Source organism: Chitinophaga silvisoli (genome assembly GCF_003412465.1).
GTDB lineage: Bacteria > Bacteroidota > Bacteroidia > Chitinophagales > Chitinophagaceae > Chitinophaga > Chitinophaga silvisoli.
Map to the genome: position 1 here is coordinate 408,934 of NZ_QTJV01000002.1, position 20,146 is coordinate 429,079.

21 protein-coding genes are annotated in these 20,146 nt (G+C 46.3%); 11 read left to right on the plus strand and 10 right to left on the minus strand.

All coding sequences use genetic code 11. From position 1 onward, the window contains the following. Positions 1-146 precede the first annotated feature (146 nt). Together DXN04_RS07755 and DXN04_RS34745 are read left to right on the plus strand one after the other, a co-directional pair. The gene (locus DXN04_RS07755) at positions 147-680 is read left to right on the plus strand and encodes a gamma carbonic anhydrase family protein (protein WP_072358442.1); all 534 of its coding nucleotides are present in this window, start codon (positions 147-149) and stop codon (positions 678-680) included. A gap of 144 nt (positions 681-824) precedes the next feature. Further along, positions 825-980 (plus strand): hypothetical protein, encoded by a 156-nt coding sequence (locus DXN04_RS34745; protein ID WP_158568898.1) that lies wholly within the window; start codon positions 825-827, stop codon positions 978-980. A gap of 289 nt (positions 981-1,269) precedes the next feature. Here DXN04_RS34745 and rsgA read toward each other — a convergent pair whose 3' ends face one another. The 5 genes from rsgA to DXN04_RS07780 all read right to left on the minus strand — a co-directional run bounded on the left by rsgA (position 1,270) and on the right by DXN04_RS07780 (position 6,444). Beyond that, positions 1,270-2,211, minus strand: coding sequence for a ribosome small subunit-dependent GTPase A (gene rsgA / locus DXN04_RS07760; RefSeq protein WP_116852759.1), 942 nt, complete (start codon positions 2,209-2,211; stop codon positions 1,270-1,272). 118 nt (positions 2,212-2,329) lie between these two features. Continuing rightward, on the minus strand, positions 2,330-3,340 hold the full coding sequence (locus DXN04_RS07765) for a vWA domain-containing protein (RefSeq protein ID WP_116852760.1): 1,011 nt from the start codon (positions 3,338-3,340) through the stop codon (positions 2,330-2,332). A 173-nt stretch (positions 3,341-3,513) separates the two neighbouring features. After that, positions 3,514-4,506: a hypothetical protein gene (locus tag DXN04_RS07770; RefSeq protein ID WP_116852761.1), complete on the minus strand. Its 993-nt coding sequence runs from the start codon at positions 4,504-4,506 to the stop codon at positions 3,514-3,516. A gap of 24 nt (positions 4,507-4,530) precedes the next feature. Then, positions 4,531-5,418 carry a DUF58 domain-containing protein gene (locus DXN04_RS07775; protein WP_233525533.1) on the minus strand — a complete coding sequence of 296 codons (888 nt, stop codon included), beginning with the start codon at positions 5,416-5,418 and terminating at the stop codon, positions 4,531-4,533. Positions 5,419-5,442: 24 nt separating this feature from the next. Beyond that, complete coding sequence (locus tag DXN04_RS07780) at positions 5,443-6,444, minus strand: AAA family ATPase (RefSeq protein WP_116852763.1); 1,002 nt, start codon at positions 6,442-6,444, stop codon at positions 5,443-5,445. Positions 6,445-6,728: 284 nt separating this feature from the next. Here DXN04_RS07780 and DXN04_RS07785 point away from each other — a divergent pair, with 284 nt between their 5' ends. The 5 genes from DXN04_RS07785 (at position 6,729) to DXN04_RS07805 (ending at position 9,284) form a co-directional block, all read left to right on the plus strand. Continuing rightward, positions 6,729-7,070, plus strand: coding sequence for a hypothetical protein (locus DXN04_RS07785; RefSeq protein WP_116852764.1), 342 nt, complete (start codon positions 6,729-6,731; stop codon positions 7,068-7,070). A 34-nt stretch (positions 7,071-7,104) separates the two neighbouring features. Then, complete coding sequence (locus DXN04_RS07790; protein WP_116852765.1) at positions 7,105-7,635, plus strand: GNAT family N-acetyltransferase; 531 nt, start codon at positions 7,105-7,107, stop codon at positions 7,633-7,635. Between the two features lie 19 nt (positions 7,636-7,654). Then, positions 7,655-8,314, plus strand: coding sequence for a peptidylprolyl isomerase (locus DXN04_RS07795; protein WP_116852766.1), 660 nt, complete (start codon positions 7,655-7,657; stop codon positions 8,312-8,314). Positions 8,315-8,351: 37 nt separating this feature from the next. After that, positions 8,352-8,732, plus strand: a complete 381-nt coding sequence (gcvH, locus tag DXN04_RS07800; RefSeq protein ID WP_116852767.1) for a glycine cleavage system protein GcvH — start codon at positions 8,352-8,354, stop codon at positions 8,730-8,732. A 282-nt stretch (positions 8,733-9,014) separates the two neighbouring features. Next, complete coding sequence (locus DXN04_RS07805) at positions 9,015-9,284, plus strand: VanZ family protein (RefSeq protein ID WP_158568900.1); 270 nt, start codon at positions 9,015-9,017, stop codon at positions 9,282-9,284. A gap of 66 nt (positions 9,285-9,350) precedes the next feature. On the opposite strand, the gene DXN04_RS07810 is transcribed toward DXN04_RS07805, so the two are convergent. Continuing rightward, entirely contained in the window at positions 9,351-10,028 is a 678-nt protein-coding gene (locus DXN04_RS07810; RefSeq protein ID WP_116852769.1) for an OmpA family protein, read from the minus strand. Positions 10,029-10,221: 193 nt separating this feature from the next. Continuing rightward, positions 10,222-11,286 carry a peptide chain release factor 1 gene (prfA, locus tag DXN04_RS07815; protein ID WP_116852770.1) on the minus strand — a complete coding sequence of 355 codons (1,065 nt, stop codon included), beginning with the start codon at positions 11,284-11,286 and terminating at the stop codon, positions 10,222-10,224. 74 nt (positions 11,287-11,360) lie between these two features. Between prfA and DXN04_RS07820 the strand changes: the two genes are divergently transcribed. Next, positions 11,361-12,503 (plus strand): amidohydrolase family protein, encoded by a 1,143-nt coding sequence (locus tag DXN04_RS07820; protein WP_116852771.1) that lies wholly within the window; start codon positions 11,361-11,363, stop codon positions 12,501-12,503. A gap of 19 nt (positions 12,504-12,522) precedes the next feature. Next, positions 12,523-13,614, plus strand: a complete 1,092-nt coding sequence (locus tag DXN04_RS07825; protein WP_116852772.1) for a mechanosensitive ion channel family protein — start codon at positions 12,523-12,525, stop codon at positions 13,612-13,614. 68 nt (positions 13,615-13,682) lie between these two features. Here DXN04_RS07825 and DXN04_RS07830 read toward each other — a convergent pair whose 3' ends face one another. From DXN04_RS07830 to DXN04_RS07840, 3 genes are all read right to left on the minus strand, one after another. Next, on the minus strand, positions 13,683-14,195 hold the full coding sequence (locus DXN04_RS07830; protein WP_147319873.1) for a thioredoxin domain-containing protein: 513 nt from the start codon (positions 14,193-14,195) through the stop codon (positions 13,683-13,685). A 9-nt stretch (positions 14,196-14,204) separates the two neighbouring features. Further along, on the minus strand, positions 14,205-14,864 hold the full coding sequence (locus DXN04_RS07835; protein WP_233525534.1) for a MerR family transcriptional regulator: 660 nt from the start codon (positions 14,862-14,864) through the stop codon (positions 14,205-14,207). A 145-nt stretch (positions 14,865-15,009) separates the two neighbouring features. Then, positions 15,010-15,981 (minus strand): M23 family metallopeptidase, encoded by a 972-nt coding sequence (locus tag DXN04_RS07840; RefSeq protein ID WP_116852774.1) that lies wholly within the window; start codon positions 15,979-15,981, stop codon positions 15,010-15,012. 289 nt (positions 15,982-16,270) lie between these two features. Here DXN04_RS07840 and alaS point away from each other — a divergent pair, with 289 nt between their 5' ends. Next, a complete protein-coding gene (alaS, locus tag DXN04_RS07845) occupies positions 16,271-18,886 on the plus strand; it encodes an alanine--tRNA ligase (RefSeq protein ID WP_116852775.1) in 2,616 nt (871 codons plus the stop codon). A 115-nt stretch (positions 18,887-19,001) separates the two neighbouring features. Continuing rightward, positions 19,002-20,048 carry a PDZ domain-containing protein gene (locus DXN04_RS07850; protein ID WP_116852776.1) on the plus strand — a complete coding sequence of 349 codons (1,047 nt, stop codon included), beginning with the start codon at positions 19,002-19,004 and terminating at the stop codon, positions 20,046-20,048. Positions 20,049-20,146: the final 98 nt, after the last annotated feature.

Genomic DNA, 20,146 nt, shown 5'->3' on the forward strand with positions numbered 1-20,146 from the left:
GGGAGCTTTTCTTAAGCACCTGCGGGATAGCGTGTTTTTTATTGGCAGTTGAAATTTCATTCAAACTACAAGACTGTAAGTGTGCCTGATCCGGAGCATGAGTTAAATCAATTGTAAGTGCTAATTTGCCGGCAAAACATATAGTAATGCCATACATTCTGCCGGTAAAAGGAGTAATGCCTGAAATGGGGAAGGACTGTTTTATAGCCCCAAACGCGACTATCGTGGGTGATGTGATCATGGGAGATGAGTGCAGCGTCTGGTTCAATGCTGTGATCAGGGGCGATGTAAACAGCATCCGCTTAGGGAATAAAGTAAATGTACAGGACGGTGCCTGCATTCACGCTACTTACGAAAAGACCAAGACCATTGTTGGCAATAACGTATCTATCGGCCATAATGCCATTGTACATGGCTGTACGGTAGAAGATAATGTGCTGATTGGCATGGGCGCTATTGTGATGGATAATGTGCACATCGGCAGTAATACAATCATTGCTGCGGGCGCTGTGGTACTGGAAAATACCCAGGTAGAAGCAGGCGCTATTTATGCAGGGGTGCCTGCGAAGAAGGTGAAGAATATCAGTGAGTCACTGATAGGCGGGGAGATCAACAGGATCGCGAATAATTATATCCTGTATTCCAGCTGGTTCAAAGATCTGCCGGAAGAAGGCAAATAAGTTGTTTGTTGATGAAAGCGCAGTTCACCAGGTTTAGCTGCCGGTTCAACCTGGTGAATGTGGGATACCTATGCCCCGGGAGCGGTAAATGCATAACATATAAGTGACATATTTTAATTATCTTGCATTTAATATCCTTACCCTATGCAGAAATTATTATTACTCCTCGTGCTGGGTAGCATTATGGCTATCAGCTGTCAATCAGAGCAGAAAGGCTGTCCCAGCAGCAATTACTATTCTAACAGGAATATCAAGCAGAATAAGCATTCTTCCAAACAAATGTCTAATAGGGTATTCTAATGATACGTACGTTCATTATTTGCGTGTTCGTGCTTGGGCTTTTGGGCCTGAGTTCCTGCAGGACAAGGAAGACGGGGTGTCCGCAACCGAGGAGTAACTGGGGTGCTGAGAAGATATTGGATGAGATGCAGGGGAAGCATCATAAGAAGAACAGGCATTAGCAGGTAGTGAAATTTGAGGGGGATTTCCTTCGGAAAACATTTAAATAGGTTTTCATTTTAGGAAATTGTAAAAAGGTATTTCCTTTCAGAAAAATCAGGGGCTTTTATTTCCTTTAATTTCAAATGCCCTAATAGCTCTCTTCTTTCATGGATTCCAGAATCGTTGCATAACTCACATACCTCTCCGGATCTATTTCTCCCGCCTGCACCGCCGCTTTCACAGCACAGCCAGGCTCATTGATATGCAGACAGTTATTAAACTGGCATTGTGAAAGATAAGGTTGCATTTCAAGGAAATAATGTGACAGCTCCGGCTTTTCAATATCCACTATCCCAAACTCTCTTACCCCCGGCGTATCTATCAGCTTACCACCTATTGGCAGGTCATACATCTCTGCATAGGTTGTGGTATGCAATCCTTTGCCACTCCAGCCACTAACAGCTTTTGTACGCAGGTCCAGGCCAGGTAGTAAACGGTTGATCAGTGATGATTTCCCTACGCCGGAATGCCCGGACATCAGGGTGGTTTTATCTTTCATCATGGCTTCCAGTTCTTCTACACCGTCGCCCGTAGCGGCAGACACCAGTTTTACAGTATAACCAATGTCTTCATACAGGGCCGCCAGTTCGGCAAACCTGTCTATTTCTTTCTCTTTGTAAATGTCTCTTTTATTGAACACCAGGACGACCGGGATGTGGTAGGCGGCAGCCGTCACCAGGAAACGATCCATGAACCCGTTGGAGGTTCTGGGTTCCTTTACGGTGCAGATGAGCATGGCCTGGTCTACATTGGCAGCGACAATGTGTTTGGCATTCCCTTTTTTATGTGGGGAACTGCGGACGATGTAATTGCGTCGTTGCTGGATGTCGGTAATCATTGCATTTTTTGCATTGGCATCGCCCTCTTCGGGTACGATATCTACGATATCGCCTACGGCGATAGGATTGGTAGAGGTGATATCCTCATCCAGTTTCAGTACGCCTTTGATGCGTGCCTGGAAAGTTTCGCCGGTGGTAGTGGTTTTTACGGTGTACCAGCTGCCGGTAGATCTGTAGATTAATGCCTGCAAATGCTATGTTTATTATTATGAGGGTGTAAAAATACAAAAAACTCGCTTCTGCCTTCGGCATAAGCGAGTTTTTTAGGCTATAGCAGCTGACGCTGAGGTATAGCTGATGGTAATTATTTTATGGCAGGCTCCGGAATATGGTATATCGAAGCACAACTTCCAGTAGCATGCAAGCCAGTGCCAGCATGGCAAAGGGGAAGAAATGTTCTGCAAAACGCTTGTAGGAAGTGATTTCTACTTTCGTCTTTTCCAGTTTATCGATCTCGCCATAAATATTTTCCAGGTCCCTGTTGTTGGTAGCCCTGAAATATTTACCTCCTGTTTCTGTAGAAATCTTTTTCATCAGGGGCTCATCCAGCTGCACATCCTGCATGGCCATTTGAATACTGCCATCCGGCATTGTCATAGGGAAAGGAGCTTTTCCTACGGTACCAACACCGACTGTATAGACCCTGGTTTTGAATGCCTTTGCAATTTCGAGTGCGGTGAGCGGATCGATGAGACCTACGTTGTTCACACCATCAGTCAGGAGAATGATCACCTTACTCTTGGCTTTTGAATTTCGGAGGCGGTCTACTGCTGTTGCCAATCCCATCCCAATCGCGGTACCATCCTGCAGCATACCACTCTTGATGGCTGCTATCTGGTTTTTGAGTACAGCATGGTCCGTAGTGATGGGACATTGTGTAAAGCTTTCTCCTGAGAAGATTACCAGGCCAATACGGTCACTGATACGGCGATCCACAAAGTCGTTTGCTACTTTCTTGGCAGCTTCCAACCTGTTAGGTTGCAGGTCTTCTGCCAGCATACTACCTGATATATCTATTCCCAACACGATATCGATCCCTTCGCTGTCTATGCTTTCAGATGTATTGCTGGTCTGAGGTCTTGCCAGCGCCACTACCAGCGCGCTAAACGCCAGCAGTCGCAGTATCAGCAGGAGGGGGCGGAACCGCACCTTCCAGGATACCGGCAGGCCCTTCAGGCCCTGAAGGGAAGACATATCCATAGCCACCTGTTTCTTTTGCTGCTTTGCGTAATGCCAGTAGATCATCACCGGCACCAGCACCAGCAGGCCAAAGTAGGCGGGGTGGGCAAATTCAATATTTTTCCAGACTGAAAAATCCATGTATCTAAAATAATTTCCTGTTTCAAGTTATTGCCTGCAGCTGCAGTTTCCCATTTGTACAGGGCTCTTTCCGGTTGCCGGCGCTACGCTAAGCGCTTCGTCAATTCATTCTTCACATCCTGAGTCGCCTGCGACCCCGGTTGTCACTTCGTCAATTCCTTTTCTTCGTACCCTTAGTTGCCTGCGCCTTCAGTTTTCCCTGCGTCTGCATCATTTGCTTTCTCTGATTCCTTTGCTTTTTCCACAGCGGGCTTCGTCCATTCTACGATCTCAAATGCCTGTGACAGTGCACGTTCATGCTCTTCCGGTGTAGGAGTCAATTTTGCAAATTTAGCCAGATCGGCAATCGTAAGCAGGTCTCTCAACCTGTCTCGCTGTTGGTTCAGAATTGTCACCGGCTTGATGTGCTGTAACAGTTCCTCACTGGTTTGCTCCAGGGCAGGGATATTGAATTGCTGTTCGAAGTATGCACGCAGAATGTCGGTGATGCGGGTATAATACTGCTTCACATCGCCCTGTTGCCAGAGTTTCTCTTCCTTCAGCTGTCTCAGTGCCAGTAATGCAACCTCATAAGGAGGAACAGCGGGGGCCGTGGGTTTCAGCACTTCTTTCTTAGGACGGCTGCGGAAATAAACGAACAACCCGATACCTATGAGAATGACGCTGATACCAATTGCGAAGTACAGCCAGTAATCCCAGAAACTCCAGGGCACTGAGCGTACGGCTTTGATAGGTTTGAATGCTTTGGTTGTATCTACTTCAACGGTTCCTACATCTATGAGCAGGGAATCGGTGAAAGCCGAATCTGTGACAGCACCGTTACTGAGTACATCGAATTTTAAGGCAGGGAGATTCCAGCTACCGCTGTCAAAGCTGGTGAGCACAAGGGTTTGCTGAAGCACCTTGTTGCCGTTGGCAGCAGAAGTATCGAAGCCGGTACGGCTCACAACTTCCCAGTGGGTAAAGGAATCGGGTAATTGTGGGAATACAACATTGCCAGCGCCCTTATCGGGCAAGGTGGCGGACAATATTAATTTTACCTGCTCACCTATACGGATCCTGTTGGTATCTGTACGGGCGCTCACCTGCACCTGGGCCTGCGACCCAAGCCCATAACCCAGTATTGCAAATAAAATAAGTGTTTTAACTATGATCTGTTTACCCATGTTAATTTGCTCATCTTTAAACTATCACCTGTTTGTAAAGAAGCCCCGTAGAGCCTTTACATAGTCTTCATCCGTACGGATGCTGATCAGGTCTGCGCCGCTCTTCTTGAAGGAATTGCGGCAATACTGTACGTGCTGCTGAAACTGTTGGGTATAATACTGCTGCACCTGTTTGTCAGAAGCATCTACCCACTGGCGTGCACCGGTTTCAGAATCCTGCATCTGTATCAGTCCTACCGGAGGCAGTTCTTTGTCACGCTGATCGTAGACATGCACACCCACCACATCGTGGCGTTTGGCGGCTATGTTCAGTGCATCCTGGTAGTCGCCTGTCAGGAAGTCGCTCAGCATGAATACAATGCTTTTTTTCTTGGCAGCATTATTAAAGAACCGGAGGGTTTCCCTGATATTAGTGCCTTTGCGGGTAGGCGTAAAAGACAGCAGTTCGCGAATGATAAACAGGATATGGGATTTACCTTTCTTAGGCGGGATATATTTTTCCATACCGTCGCTGAAGAAGATCACACCCACTTTATCATTGTTCTTGATAGCGGAGAAGGCAAGTACAGCGCAGAGTTCGGTCATCATATTCCGCTTGTTCTGCCGTACGGTACCGAAGAGGGAGCTTTCGCTCACATCTACGAGCAGCATAACGGTGAGCTCACGTTCTTCTTCGAAGACCTTGATGAAGGGATGATTTAAACGGGCAGTCACATTCCAGTCGATCGCCCGCACATCGTCGCCTACCTGGTAATCGCGCACTTCACTGAAAGACATACCACGGCCTTTGAAGGCGCTGTGATATTCACCTGCAAAGATGTGATTGGAGAGACCTTTGGTCTTGATCTCTATCTGCCTGACCTTCTTAAGTATTTCTGCAGTATCCACCGGTTGTACATTAACTTTTAACAAAACTGATTGCTACAGAGGGGCCGATTAAGGTACTTCTACAGCATTCAGAATTTCGCTCAGGATGTTTTCGCTGGTTACGTTTTCAGCTTCCGCTTCGTAAGTGAGGCCTACACGGTGGCGCATTACGTCGAAGCAAATGCTGCGTACGTCTTCAGGAATAACATAACCACGGCGCTTCATGAAAGCATACGCTTTTGCAGCCATTGCCAGGTTGATGCTCGCTCTCGGAGAGCCACCATAAGCGATGAGTGGTTTCAGTTTCTGCAGTTTATATTCTTCAGGATTACGGGTAGCGAATACGATATCGAGGATATAGCGTTCGATCTTTTCATCCATATATACTTCACGCACCAGGTCGCGGGCCTTCATGATGTCGGCAGGCTGAATGATGGGATTGATTTTCTGAGAAGGCTGCGGATTCAGGTTCTGGCGGATGATCATACGCTCTTCTTCCTTGGTAGGATAGCCGATCACCACTTTGAGCATGAAACGGTCTACCTGTGCTTCGGGCAGTGTATAAGTACCTTCCTGCTCGATAGGGTTCTGGGTGGCCAGTACCAGGAAAGGTTCTTCCAGTTTGAATGTATTGTCACCGATGGTGATTTGCTTTTCCTGCATGGCTTCCAGCAGGGCACTCTGCACCTTTGCAGGGGCACGGTTAATTTCATCCGCCAGGATAAAGTTGGCGAAGATAGGACCGCGTCTTACCACAAATTCATTCTTTTGCTGGTTGTATATCATAGTACCGATCACGTCCGCAGGCAGTAAGTCCGGGGTAAACTGGATACGGCTGAATTTACCATTAATGGCGGAGGAAAGGGATTTGATGGACAGGGTTTTTGCCAGACCGGGTACACCTTCCAACAATACGTGGCCTTGTGCCAGCAGTCCTATCAATAATCTTTCTACCATGTAACGCTGCCCTACGATGACTTTGCCCAGTTCCAGGTTCAGCAGGTCTACAAATGCGCTTGCCTGGTGGATTTTTTCATTTAGTTGACGGATATCATACGAAGTATTCTCCATGCTTATTTATTATTTACAAGTTTGCTAAAGTAAAACTTTCTGCCAGGAAAACACTGTCAGACAAGCTGATATGGCCGTTAAAATGCTGTTAAGAATAGGATTACAAATTATAATTTCCAAATTACGATATGGTTCTCAGATACATACATTTAATAATCTGTAATCCTTGCATTATAAATAACGTATGTGAGCCCCAAATTAATAAAGCCGCCGCATATTTATATCATCTTTTTTTATAACGTACATTTGCAGGGATAGAAGGTTCATAATTAAATAATTATAAAATGGCGGAGGAATTTGAGCAGCAATGGAAAAGGGTGCTGGATATGCTTACAGAGCGATTTGGCAAGACCCCGAATATGGAAGCAATACTTTTTTTAATAGGCATCCAGGAGCTTGGGCACATGAAGAAGAAGTTCACCAAGGAACAGAAACAGGACCTGATGCATGTGGCAACATGTACTTTACTGAGTCAAAGCGGTTATTTTGAACTGGAGGGATACGACAAGGATGGTTGGCCTCATTTCAAGGAGGCACAGCCTGTACCCAAAATGAGTATGCCGGAACAGGAAAGATTTTTGCAGGAGCATATTATTGCATACTTTGATGATCAGGAGGGACGATAAAATTCCCTCCTGATATAAATTACACACCCTGGCTATGGATACATCATTACACGTTGTGCCCGTTTCTACTGAGTTGCTGGACTTACTGGTGATGCTTGAGCAGCGGACGTTTACTGAAACATTTGTACATCAATACAACCCGGCGGATTTTAATGCTTTTATGGAGGAGAAAAAGTCCAAAAAGGCACTGACAGCTGAAATGGCGGCCCCTGGCTGTTTATATTACATTCTGTACGAGGGCACTTCACCGGCGGGTTTTCTGAAACTCAATTTACACAAGCAACCGGATCATCATGGTCCCCTGGAACCTGCTCCCGTTATGGAGCTTGAAAAAATCTATGTGCTGAAAGCATTCCAGGGCATGAAAGCCGGACAGTTCCTGCTGGACTATGCGCTGGAAGTAGCTGCGCAGCATAATATCAGGACGATCTGGCTGGGGGTTTGGGAATACAATACCAAGGCTTACCAATTCTATGAGAAGAATGGCTTTGAAAAATTCGGCAGCCATATTTTCATGCTGGGTCAGCAGGAAGACACCGACTGGCTGATGCGCAAACAACTCTAAAAAAATAATCATTCACCCCATGAAACGACTGCTCCTCTTTGTGTGTTTAATACTCACACTACCCACTATGGCTGCTAAAAACCGAAAGGTAAAAATCATTACGCCTTATGGCACGATGGTGATTGAGCTGTACAACACTACACCGAAGCACAGGGATAATTTTATCAAACTTGCCAGGCATCACTTTTACGATAGTACGTTATTTCACAGGGTGATCAAAGGCTTTATGATACAGGGCGGAGATCCTGATTCAAAGCATGCTGCCAGGGGAGCGATGCTGGGCAACGGGGATGTGAACTACACGATTCCCGCGGAGTTCCAGTTAAACCTGTTCCACAAAAAGGGGGCGCTTGCTGCAGCCAGGGATAACAATCCGGCGAAGGCAAGTTCAGGTTGCCAGTTTTATATCGTGCAGGGAAAAGTGTGGACAGACGAGGAACTGGACAAACTGGAGCGGGGCAGGCTGGGAGGGAGGAAGATTCCTGTAGATCAACGCGAATACTATAAGAAGTATGGAGGCACGCCACAACTGGATCAGAGCTATACCGTGTTTGGACAGGTTGTGGAAGGCCTGGACGTAATAGATAAGATAGCAGGAATGAAGACAGACGGAAATGACAGGCCACTGGAAGATGTGGCAATGAAGATAAGAGTGGTGAAGAAATTTTTGTTCTTTTAGGTTTTCCTTACTTTTACGCCTTAAAATCAAACTTGCCATGAATTTTCCGTCAAATCTGCGTTACACCAAAGATCACGAATGGGTGTTACTGGAAGGTAATACAGCGACTATCGGTATCACTGAATTCGCTCAGCGTGAACTGGGAGATATCGTATTTGTAGACATTCCTACCGTTGGTAAATCACTGGATGCAGAAGAAGTATTCGGTACTGTAGAAGCAGTAAAGACTGTGTCTGACCTGTTCCTGCCAGTAGCCGGTACTGTTAATGAAATCAACGAAGAACTGGATGGATCTCCTGAACTGGTAAACTCTGATCCTTACGGCGATGGCTGGATGATCAAGATGACAGTGAAGAACCCTGCAGATGTAGCAGGACTGCTGGATGCAGCTGCTTATGGTGCACTTGTTGGCGAATAAGCTAAATACTTAATAAAAGGTTAAAAAAGTAGAGGTATAAGGTGCTAAGGTTGTGAACGACTTTGGAACCTTATACCTTTATGATTATTAATATTAGCCCTGATCCATCGTGGATAGGGTGGCTTTGAATCATTACATTACCTTTTAAAACAACCGGACGTGCCAGCGATGAGGATTATCAGATACTATTGGCCTGCTATTTTATGGATATTGCTGGTGCTTTACTTATGTACACTACCTGGAAGCGATCTTCCCAAAGATCCTTTCTTTGAGAAGATACATATGGATAAGATCGTTCACCTGGGTTTGTTTGGTTGTACGGTACTCCTGTTGTGTATAGGTTATTACCGAAGCAAGGGACATATATCTGCACTAACGCTCACGCTCTTTTGGCTGATCGCGGCTTTTTATGGGCTTGTTATTGAGTACATCCAGAAGTATTGGGCAGTAGACCGCAGCTTCGATATGATGGATGTGGTGGCCGATTCGATAGGTGCCCTCTGTGGGATTATCGCCTTCTTATTCGTGCGAAAGTGGTGGTTAAAAAAGTAATTTAATATAAAAGGCCGTATCCATGGATACGGCCTTTTTCATTATATGTGTATGAAGGAAATCCTATTATTGTCCTGATTCTTTCTGCGCATCCTGCTTCATCTTGTCGTTTGCATAGATGGCAAATTCCACACGGCGGTTTTTTGCCCTGTTAGCGTCTGAAGTATTTGGAACCACAGGCTGTTTAGAACCATACCAGTATGTCTGGATACGGTTAGCAGCTACGTTCTGCGTTTTCAGGTAGTTAGCTACAGCAGTTGCACGTCTTTCAGAGAGTGCATAGTTGTAAGCATCGGTACCGGTTGTATCTGTGTGACCTTCTACGCGTACGTAAGTGTCAGGATATTTATTAAGTACCTGCGCCAGTGACTGGATGTTTGTCTGGGCAGTAGGTGTCAGGTCAGATTTATCGAATCCGAAGAGCACTCCTGAGTTGAAGGTTACGTTGATACCTTCGCCCACACGCTCTACGGTAGCATTTGGTACGGTTGTTTTGATTTCCTGTGCCTGTTTATCCATTTTTTTACCGATCAATACACCGGCACCACCACCTACAGCGGCACCAATGATAGCTCCAAGCGCGGTGTTGCCAGCGGCTTTACCGATCACAGCACCAGTGGCAGCACCACCACCTACACCGATGGCTGCGCCTTTTTGGGTGTTATTCATTCCATTCCAGGTGCTACAGCTAAATAACATGGTGGCAGACAATACTACTGCTACGATAGGATTGATTCTTTTCATTGTACGAATATTTATTACTGAAAAATACGAGACAAATATGTTGCCAGATTTTGGTAAATCAAGGCAAACATACTTATAAGTATTAGTGAAAAAACAAATGTAAGACTATTGTTTCATATTTCGGGGAACGCAAAAATGAAACGCTTTTACCTGCGGCAAAAGCGTTTCATTTTAAATTATTATTGCGCAGCGTTTAGCTACCCATCTTCATTTTCTCCACGTTTTCTGCGAACGCCAATGCCTTCAGCATTTCCTCGATATCACCATTGGTAAAAGCATCCAGGTTGTACACCGTCATACCAATACGGTGATCAGTGACCCTACCCTGTGGATAGTTGTAAGTTCTGATTTTGGCAGAACGGTCACCGGTTGATACAAGGCTCTTACGCTGTGAAGCAATTGCTTCTTCATGCTTACGTACTGCTGCTTCGTAGATACGTGTACGCAGCATCTTCATGGCGATATCACGGTTAGAGTGCTGACTGCGTCCTTCCTGACATTCTACTACCACACCGGTAGGAATGTGTGTGAGGCGAACTGCAGACTCAGTTTTGTTTACGTGCTGACCACCCGCACCTGATGAGCGGAAGGTATCCATTTTGATATCCGCTTCCCTTACATCCACATCCACTTCTTCTGCTTCAGGCAGGATCGCTACTGTAGCCGCAGAAGTGTGTACACGGCCGGAAGTTTCCGTAGCAGGTACACGTTGTACACGGTGTACGCCTGACTCGAACTTCAGGGTACCATATACATCGTCTCCATTTATTTCTACGACTACCTCTTTGTATCCACCCACTGATCCGGGGGTTTCACTCAGGATATTGGTACTCCAGCCTCTGAGTTCACAGAAGCGCAGGTACATACGCAGCAGGTCACCGGCAAAGAGGGCAGCCTCGTCACCACCTGTACCACCACGGATTTCAAGGATCGCATTCTTTTCATCCTGTGGATCTTTCGGGATGAGCAGGTTACGGATTATTTCCTCCTGTTCGGTTTTCTGGTTGGCCAGGGCTTCAGTTTCTTCCTTAGCCAGCTCCCTCATTTCTTCGTCACCACTTTCAAGTACTTCCTTATTAAAGGCGATGCTATCCAGCAGTTTCATGTAAGTATCGTAGGCTTTCACGATTTTTTCCAGCTGACGGTACTCCTTGCTCAGTTTGCTGAACTGTTTGTTGTCGCTCACTACTTCGGGGTTGGTAAGGGCAAGGGAGACCTGTTCAAACCGGCCTTTGATCGCGTCTAGTTTATCTATCATAATTATCTTTGTTGAATGGTCGGTGATTGGTCGACTTATCAATTGCCGGCAAAATTAACATCTTTAGGATAATTATGACCCAACAGCTAAAATTTAAAGGAACAGCCCTCTTTGACGGGCAGAAAATATTGCCCGGGAACAATGTGCTGATCCTTTCGGAAGACGGTACTGTCGTGGATATTGTACCCGCAGAACTCGCCGGAGATGGGGTACAGTCTGTAGACGGAATGCTCAGTCCGGGCTTCGTCAACAGCCATTGTCACCTGGAATTGTCACATATGAAAGGGGTGATTCCTGCCGGAACCGGCTTACCGGCATTCCTGACGCAGGTAATGGAAAAAAGGGGGGCACAGGATGAGGAGGCCATGAAAAAGGCTGCAATAGCGATGTGGGAAAGTGGCATTTCGGCTGTAGGTGATATTTGTAATAGCACTGCGACCTTTACAGAAAAACAGGGAGCGCCTATTTACTACCATTCCTTTGTGGAAACAATGGGCTTTGTACCAGCTGCAGCGCAGGGCAGGCTGGATTACAGTCTTTCGGTACTGGAACAGTTCAGGAGTCTGAATGATACAATGCATTCCTGTTCCGTGGTGCCACATGCCCCTTATTCAGTGAGTAAGGCACTTTTTTCTTTGCTGTCCGTAATGCCTGATAATACCCCTATCAGTATTCATAACCAGGAAACAGCAGCTGAAAACCAGCTCTACCGGGATAAAACGGGGGCTTTCCTGGATTTCTACCAGCACTTTGGCATGGATGCGACTGCATTTGTACCTACAGGAGGTACCAGCTTACCTGCCTGGTTACCCTACTTTAAGCACCTGCCGGTGATCTTGGTACACAATACTTTTTCTACTAAGGAAGATATTCAATTTACCAGCTTACATGCCCCGCAAGCCTACTGGTGCTTATGCCCGCAGGCAAATCTGTACATAGAAAATCGCCTGCCGGATATCCCTTTATTACGCAGTGAAGGCTGTACGATCACCCTGGGTACGGATAGCCTTGCGTCTAATCATCACCTGTCCATCTGGGAAGAGATTCAGGCTATACGCACACATTTCCCGGAGATTCCATTGGAAGAAATACTGCAATGGGCTACACTAAATGGCGCTAAAGCACTGGGAATCAACAATCGGTATGGCAGCTTTGAAAAAGGGAAGCAACCGGGTGTAATCGTTATTACTGATAAGGGAAGCCGAAGAATATACTAATATTGTAATTTCGCATAATATGAACAACATGCTCGACAAGGTTATCCTTGGCAACCCTATTCAGAATTACTTTATTCTGGCCTTTGTGCTGCTGTTTGTCTCGATGATCAAACGGTATCTTTCGCAATGGCTGGCGAATCTTCTCTTCAAAGAGGTTAGAAAATGGGCTCCTGATATTGGTGAACAGGAGTTTTCCCATTTGCTGCTGCGGCCTTTGGAATACTTCTTCCTGCTGGTTGCTTTCATGCTTACGATCGATCACCTGAACTTCCCGCCGGAGCTGAATATTACCATTTACAATGGGTTTAGTCTGAAGGCGGTGTTGAGTACTATGCTGGAACTGGCGCTCTCTGTGTCGATCATCTGGATCATTCTTCGGGTGATTGATTTTGTATCGCTGATGATCAGTAAGAGTGCCGACCTGCTGCACGATAAGACGGACAACCAGTTTATTGTATTCTTCAGGGATTTCTTCAAAGCGATCGTATTTATATTTGGTGCCATTGCTTTTATCCGTATTCTTTTTGGTGCGGTGCTTGTCAACAAAATTATTGCGGGTCTTGGTATCGGTGCTGCGGCCCTTGCGCTTGCTGCCAAGGAAAGTATAGAGAACCTGATTTGTTCTTTCATCATTTTCTTTGACAAGCCTTTCCGTGTAGGAGATACCGTAAAGGTGGATGCTTACCAGGGTGCTGTTGAAAAGATCGGGTTGCGCAGTACGCGGATCCGCACACAGGATAAGACTTTTGTGACTGTGCCCAACAAGAAAATGGTGGATAGCATTCTTGATAATATTTCGCTGCGTACGCAGCAAAGGGCTGTATTCAGGCTGGAAGTGGCGGGAGATACACCTGCGGATAGTCTGCTGAAAGTATTACAGGACATTAAGTCCCTGTTGAAACAGCAGGAGAAAGTAGCGGATGGTTTCATTGTCAACCTTCATGATTTCACGAAGGACACTTATGTGATTCAGATTATTTACCTCACGAATGTGATAGAGAGTATTCCTTACAACCAGTTGAGGAGTGAGCTAAACCTTGGGTTTATTAATATATTGGAGAAACAGGGTGTGAAATTATCGAGTACAAAGGTGGAAATACACGAGAAATAAGTTATCCACTGTGCATAAAAAAGGCCGTTCCGGGATCCCGGAACGGCTTTTTCATTAGTTAGTCTATATCAATCTTTATCTTTTCTGTTTGCTTTCAGCAGGATTTTGGCGATATCGCCTTCGAGTGAATCTTCCAGATCTCCGGAGATGCGACCCAGTTCCTTACCATCACGCACTACGATGAAGGTAGGGAGTTTCTTTGCCTGGTAGCCTACTTGTGCACCTGTTTGCAGTTTTTCGTCAGCACCGTAAGTGATGATCTGTTCATCGGGACTACCGGCCAGGATCATGATCTTATAGAGGGCTGGCAGGAGGCGACGGCTCTCGTCATCGAAGGTGCCTACTACTGCTACCACAGTGAATTTGCCACGATTATCCTTGATGTACGCCAGCATTCGGTCATTGGGCTGATACTTGTTTACACCAGCATAGAACCAGGCCATGGAGCTATCGTTCATCAACGTTTTCATTTCAATCTTGCCTTTCAGAATCTTCCTTCCATTAGCTGCTGTGGATTGTGCATAAGATAAGGTGGTGGCGAGTAGGAGACATGCCCCCATGAGTAATAATTTCAATCGCATAACTTTTTTTTATAATTGTTCCTTCAGTTCGGTTAAAAATCCCTTTACCTTCAGCAAAGCCTGTACCATTTCAAAATTACGGGCTGCCAATTTACGATCTTCTTTTAACTTTTGCTTTGCACCTTCGATAGTGTACTTACGCTCACGCAAAAGATGATAGATCAGTTTGAGGTGTTGGATATCTTCCTGGCGGAACAAGCGATCGCCTTTTCTGTTCTTTTTGGGTTGGAGTATATCGAATTCGTTTTCCCAATAGCGGATCAGCGATGTATTTACTTTGAACATCGTGGCTACTTCGCTAATGGAGTAGTATTGTTTGTCCAGCGGCACTGTTTCCAGTGTTTTGATCAGATCAGGGTCGTCGGACACTTCTTTCAGCGATTTGCGTCCCCTTTTCTTCTGGGGAGGCTGGGATGCGGTCACAGACTGGCTGGATACCGCCAGAGGTGGCGGTATATCAGGAGGCAACTGAACCTGAATCCTGCTGGGTATGTTTGGTAAGTCGTTAATCTCTGCCATCTTAGGTCGCTCCACAACTGGTTGCTGCTGCGGCTCCGGTTCCGGCTCCTGTTTGGGGAGCGGTTCCTGTTCCTTTTCAGGAACCGGAGGGGGCGCAGGGTCTGGTTTTTTAGGTTCCAGGTTAGAAAATAGATCCAGCTGTTGCATCATATCCATTATATGAATACCAAATTACAAAATTCCGGGGGAGTTTGGATTTTTAAAAAAAGCCGCCGTTCATTGCTGATACCTGTGGCATCGGCAATGAACGGCGGGAAAAGATGGCCTGCGGCCTGCTTTAAAAATCTGGTATTGATTAGTCAAATGATTGGTTGCCGGATCTGGCTATCTTCAGCATTCTGTCAAACTCTTCCGGAGACAGGTCGTTGAAGAAGAAGTACACAGGATCTACCTTTTCCCCGTTCTTTTCCACTTCGTAGTGGCAGTGAGGGCCTGTAGACTTACCTGTACTGCCTACCCAACCGAGTACATCGCCACGTTTTACGGCGGTACCTGCTTTTACTTTTATTCTGAGCATGTGGCCATAGCGGGTTCTGTACCCATAGCCATGATTTACCACCACATGGTTACCATAACCTACATCGCTCATGCTGGCTTCTTCCACCACACCATCGCCGGTGGCGTAGATGGGGGTACCGGCAGGGGCAGCGAAGTCAAGTCCGGAGTGGTACTTTACAGTTTTGTAAATAGGATCGATTCTATAACCAAAACCGGAGGCAATGCGTTTCAGGTCTTTGTTGGATACCGGCTGAATAGCCGGGATAGAAGCGAGCATTTTCTGTTTATTCTTCACCAGGTCGTCGATCTTTTCATAAGATTTAGCCTGGATACCAATACGATGCACTAATTCCTGGAGTAAGGATCCGGTGCTGGCAATGATTTCACTGCTGGAGAAGGAGGCCATCTGGGTGAGCTCTTCTTCTTTTGCCATATTGCCGGCCCTGGTACTATCCGGGATGGGGGAAGCTTCAAAGATAACGCGGTAAATTTCATTGTCGCGGTGTTCCAATTCGGCCAGCTGGGATTTGACTTCCTTCATGCGGCTCTGCATTTCCTCGTATTTCTCGTTCATCACTTCCAGATCACGACGCAGATTTTTCTCTTTGGGGGAATCCAAGACTCTATAAGATATGGATAGAAAAATAAATCCTGTGACAATGGCGGCTGAGACAAATCCAAGGATACGTAATACCTTGACGCGCAGTGATACTACGAGTTTTTCGTACTTGAGCGTCTGAGTATTATAAAAGTATTTTACCTTCTTCATGTGCCGGGCTTATGCTTTAACAGCAGTAGTAATTTGTTCCTGGGGGCTATTCATACAATGAGGATGAAGTTGGGTGCGGCTTTTCAGTAATTCTTCGCCATTCTGACTTTTTCAATATTTTTGCACTCCTTTCGCTCTTGCGTCAGGGTGTGCAAACCTAAGGGAATTAGACTAAAAGGGCAATCTTTTGAGTGTCAATTTTCTAAACACCACTAGTTGGCTTAAAATACAAATTAAAGCCATTTAGGTGACACAAAATTATAATACATACTAATTTTTTCAAATACTTATGACTGCTTCCGAGATTCGCCGGCAATTCCTGGAGTTTTTTAAATCCAAAGGGCACCATGTAGTGCCATCCGCTCCTATCGTGGTCAAGAACGACCCCACCCTGCTGTTTACCAACGCGGGCATGAACCAGTTCAAAGACTACTTCCTGGGTAACCAAACACCTGCCTGGTCCAGGGTCGCGGATACACAGAAGTGCCTTCGCGTAAGCGGAAAACACAATGACCTGGAGGAAGTAGGGATCGACACCTACCACCATACCATGTTCGAAATGTTAGGTAACTGGAGTTTTGGTGACTACTTCAAGGAAGAAGCCATCGCCTGGAGCTGGGAGCTGCTTACAGAAGTGTATAAACTGCCCAAAGACCGTTTATATGTTACTGTATTTGAAGGTGATAAGAAAGAAAACCTGGAAAAAGACCAGGAAGCCTACGACTTCTGGAAAAAACATGTTCCGGAAGATCGCATCCTGCTGGGTAACAAAAAAGATAACTTCTGGGAAATGGGTGATACCGGTCCCTGCGGTCCTTGCTCTGAAATTCACGTAGACTGTCGCCCGGACGAAGAAAGAAAGCTGGTGGAAGGTGCCACCCTCGTGAACAAAGATAATCCACAGGTGATTGAGATCTGGAACAACGTATTCATGCAGTTCAACCGCCTGAAAGACAAAAGCCTGGAGCCACTGCCTGCGAAGCACGTGGATACAGGGATGGGCTTTGAACGCCTGGTACGCGTGATCCAGGGTAAATTCTCCAACTACGATACTGACGTATTCTCCGGCACTATCGGGTATATCGAAAAACTGACCGGTGCCAAATATGAGGCTTCTGACAGCAAAAAGGATGTGACCTTCCGCGTGCTGGCAGATCATATCCGTGCCATTTGCTTTACCATTGCTGACGATCAGCTGCCCAGCAATACCGGTGCCGGTTATGTAATACGCCGTATTCTGCGCAGAGCGGTAAGATATTACTTCACTTACCTGGAATATAAAAAACCATTGCTGCATGAGCTGGTACCTGTACTGGCACAGCAGTTTGAAACTGTATTTCCTGAGCTGCAGAAGCAGGTGGATTTTGTGAAGAAAGTAATTTTCGAAGAAGAAAATAACTTCCTCCGCACCCTGGATAGCGGGATCCGCCGTATTGAAGATATTATTGCTGCCAACAGTGCTACGAAATCTATTGATGGTAAAACTGCATTCGAACTGCTTGATACATATGGCTTTCCATTTGACCTCACCAACCTGATCGCAACAGAAAATGGCTTCAGCGTGGATGAAAAAGGTTTTGAAGCTGCTATGAAGGAACAGAAAGATCGTTCCCGCGCTGCTACGGAACTGGATATGGGCGACTGGACCATCCTGGAAGACAGCGGCACCACCTTCGTAGGCTACTCACTGGATACTACCCAGACCAAAGTAACCAAGTACCGTAAAATCAAGGCCAAAGGCAAGGAACAATATCAACTGGTACTGAGCCAGACCCCTTTCTATGCAGAGAGTGGAGGCCAGGTAGGGGATACGGGTACCTTAGACTTCGAAGGTGAAAAAATCAGCGTAACCGATACCAAAAAGGAAAACGACCTGATCGTTCATTTCACCGACAAGCTGCCTGCAACGATTAATACCACTGTCACCGCGACTATCAATAAAGATAAACGCCAGCAGACTACCCTGAACCACTCTGCTACCCACCTGCTGCATGCAGCCCTGCGCCAGGTACTGGGAACGCACGTAGCGCAGAAAGGATCCCTGGTAAATCCTGAATCCCTGCGTTTCGACTTCTCTCACTTTGCAAAGGTGACTGATGAAGAACTGGCTCAGATTGAAGATATCGTGAATGAAAAGATCCGTGCTAACATTCCTGTTGTAATCCAGGAACTGCCTAAGGAAGAAGCGATGAAACTGGGTGCTATGGCCCTGTTTGGCGAAAAATATGGCGACATTGTACGGGTAGTAATCATGGACCCCAACTACTCTGTAGAGTTCTGTGGTGGTACCCACATCGGTAGCACCGGCGAACTGGGCCTGTTCAAATTCCTCTCTGAAGGCGCTGTAGCTGCAGGTGTACGCCGTATTGAAGGTGTAACCGGCGCCCATGCACTGGCTTATGTAAATGAGCAACTGCAGCAACTGAAAGAGGTAAAAGCTGCCCTGAAGAATCCAAAAGAACTGGTGAAGGCTGTGGATACCCTGATCGCTGACAAAGCGGGCCTGGAAAAGCAGCTGGAAGTACTGGAACAGGAGAAGATAAAACAACTGGCAAGCAGCCTGCTACCAAAAGCAGAGAAAATAAACGGCATCAACTTCATTGGTAGCGTTGTGAGCGTGAATAGTGCCGATGCCCTGAAGCAGCTGTGTTTCCAGCTGAAAACTGAACTGACTGATTACGTATTCGTCTTCGCTGCCAATGTAGGCGGTAAGGCAAACGTAGCAGTAATGATTGCTGATAACCTGGTTGCTGACAAAGGCCTGGAAGCACCCAAAATTATCAAGGAGAAGATCTCCGGCCTCATCAAAGGTGGTGGCGGTGGTCAGAAATCCTTCGCCTCTGCCGGTGGTCAGGAAACTGACAAGCTGGACCAGGTGATTACCGCAGTCAAAGCAATACTCTAAGAACCTTCTCTATAGCGCCCTCTGACCGGAGGGCGCTTTTCATTTCCCCCTTGTCGATTTTAACTTTTCCTTTATATCTCCCCCCTCTAAATTTGCTCCTGTAAAACATATACATATGAAAAAGCTCTTACCAAAATTCGCACTAGCGGGTTTTACCTGCCTCGCTTTTAGCATGGGCTACGCGCAGGAGCCAGCCCCCAAAGGAGATAAACTGGGTGAATACGACGAAATCATTATCAAACGGAACAGCAATAAGGACGGAAAAGTAACTGTTGAAATCAAGGATGGTAATGTGCTGGTAGATGGCGAAAAACTGGAATCCTACAAGGATGGCGATATCTCTGTATATCGCCGCAAGATCCGCCCGATGGATGGCAATGACTTCAACTTTAACATGCCACAACACCGTGGCTTACAGTTTTTTGGAGGAGAACCGAATAATAATATCCGCCCGGGAAGAGCACTGCTGGGTGTACTGACTGAAAAGAAGGAAGCTGCCGGTGCTACTGTGAAAGAAGTATCCAAAGAGAGTCCTGCCGCCAAAGCGGGTCTGAAAGAGGGAGATGTGATCACCAAAGTAGATGCTGATAAGATTGAAGAACCAAAGGAACTGTTTGAGAAAATTGGTGCACACGAGCCGGGAGATAAAGTGACTATCACCTACCTGCGTGATAAGAAAGAAAACACTGTTACGGTGACGCTGGATGAAAGAAAGCAACCTGAGTTTGGTTTCGGCCGTGGTCGTGATGACAATGATGGCCCGGAAGATTTCTTCCGAATGATGCCGCCTAATGGTGGTCGTTTTGACTTCCGTGGTGATGATGGCGGAGATGAGGAGCGCCGTGGCCCCCGCAATTTCAGCTGGGATGATCGTCGTGAAAATGATGTGAAACTGGGTCTTTCCGTACAGGATACTGAAGATGGCAATGGTGCTGTGGTACTGGCCGTAGCCCCGGGGTCTGCTGCTGAAAAAGCAGGTTTCAAACCCAAAGATGTAATCACCTCCCTGGCAGGCACCAGCATCAGCTCTACCCGCGATGTAACGAATGCTTACAGGGAAAACAAGAATAAAGGCACTGTGGATGTACAGGTAAAGAGAGATGGGAAGTCACAGACCTTACAGGTGAAAGTACCAAAGAGATTGCATAAAGCGGATTTATAGGGCAAGCATATCGAACCGCCTTTAGTAAAAAGAGGATGTCTCCAGTAGTGGAGGCAACCTCTTTTTACATTTTAAGAAGTAGGTCTTTTTATTAGGAA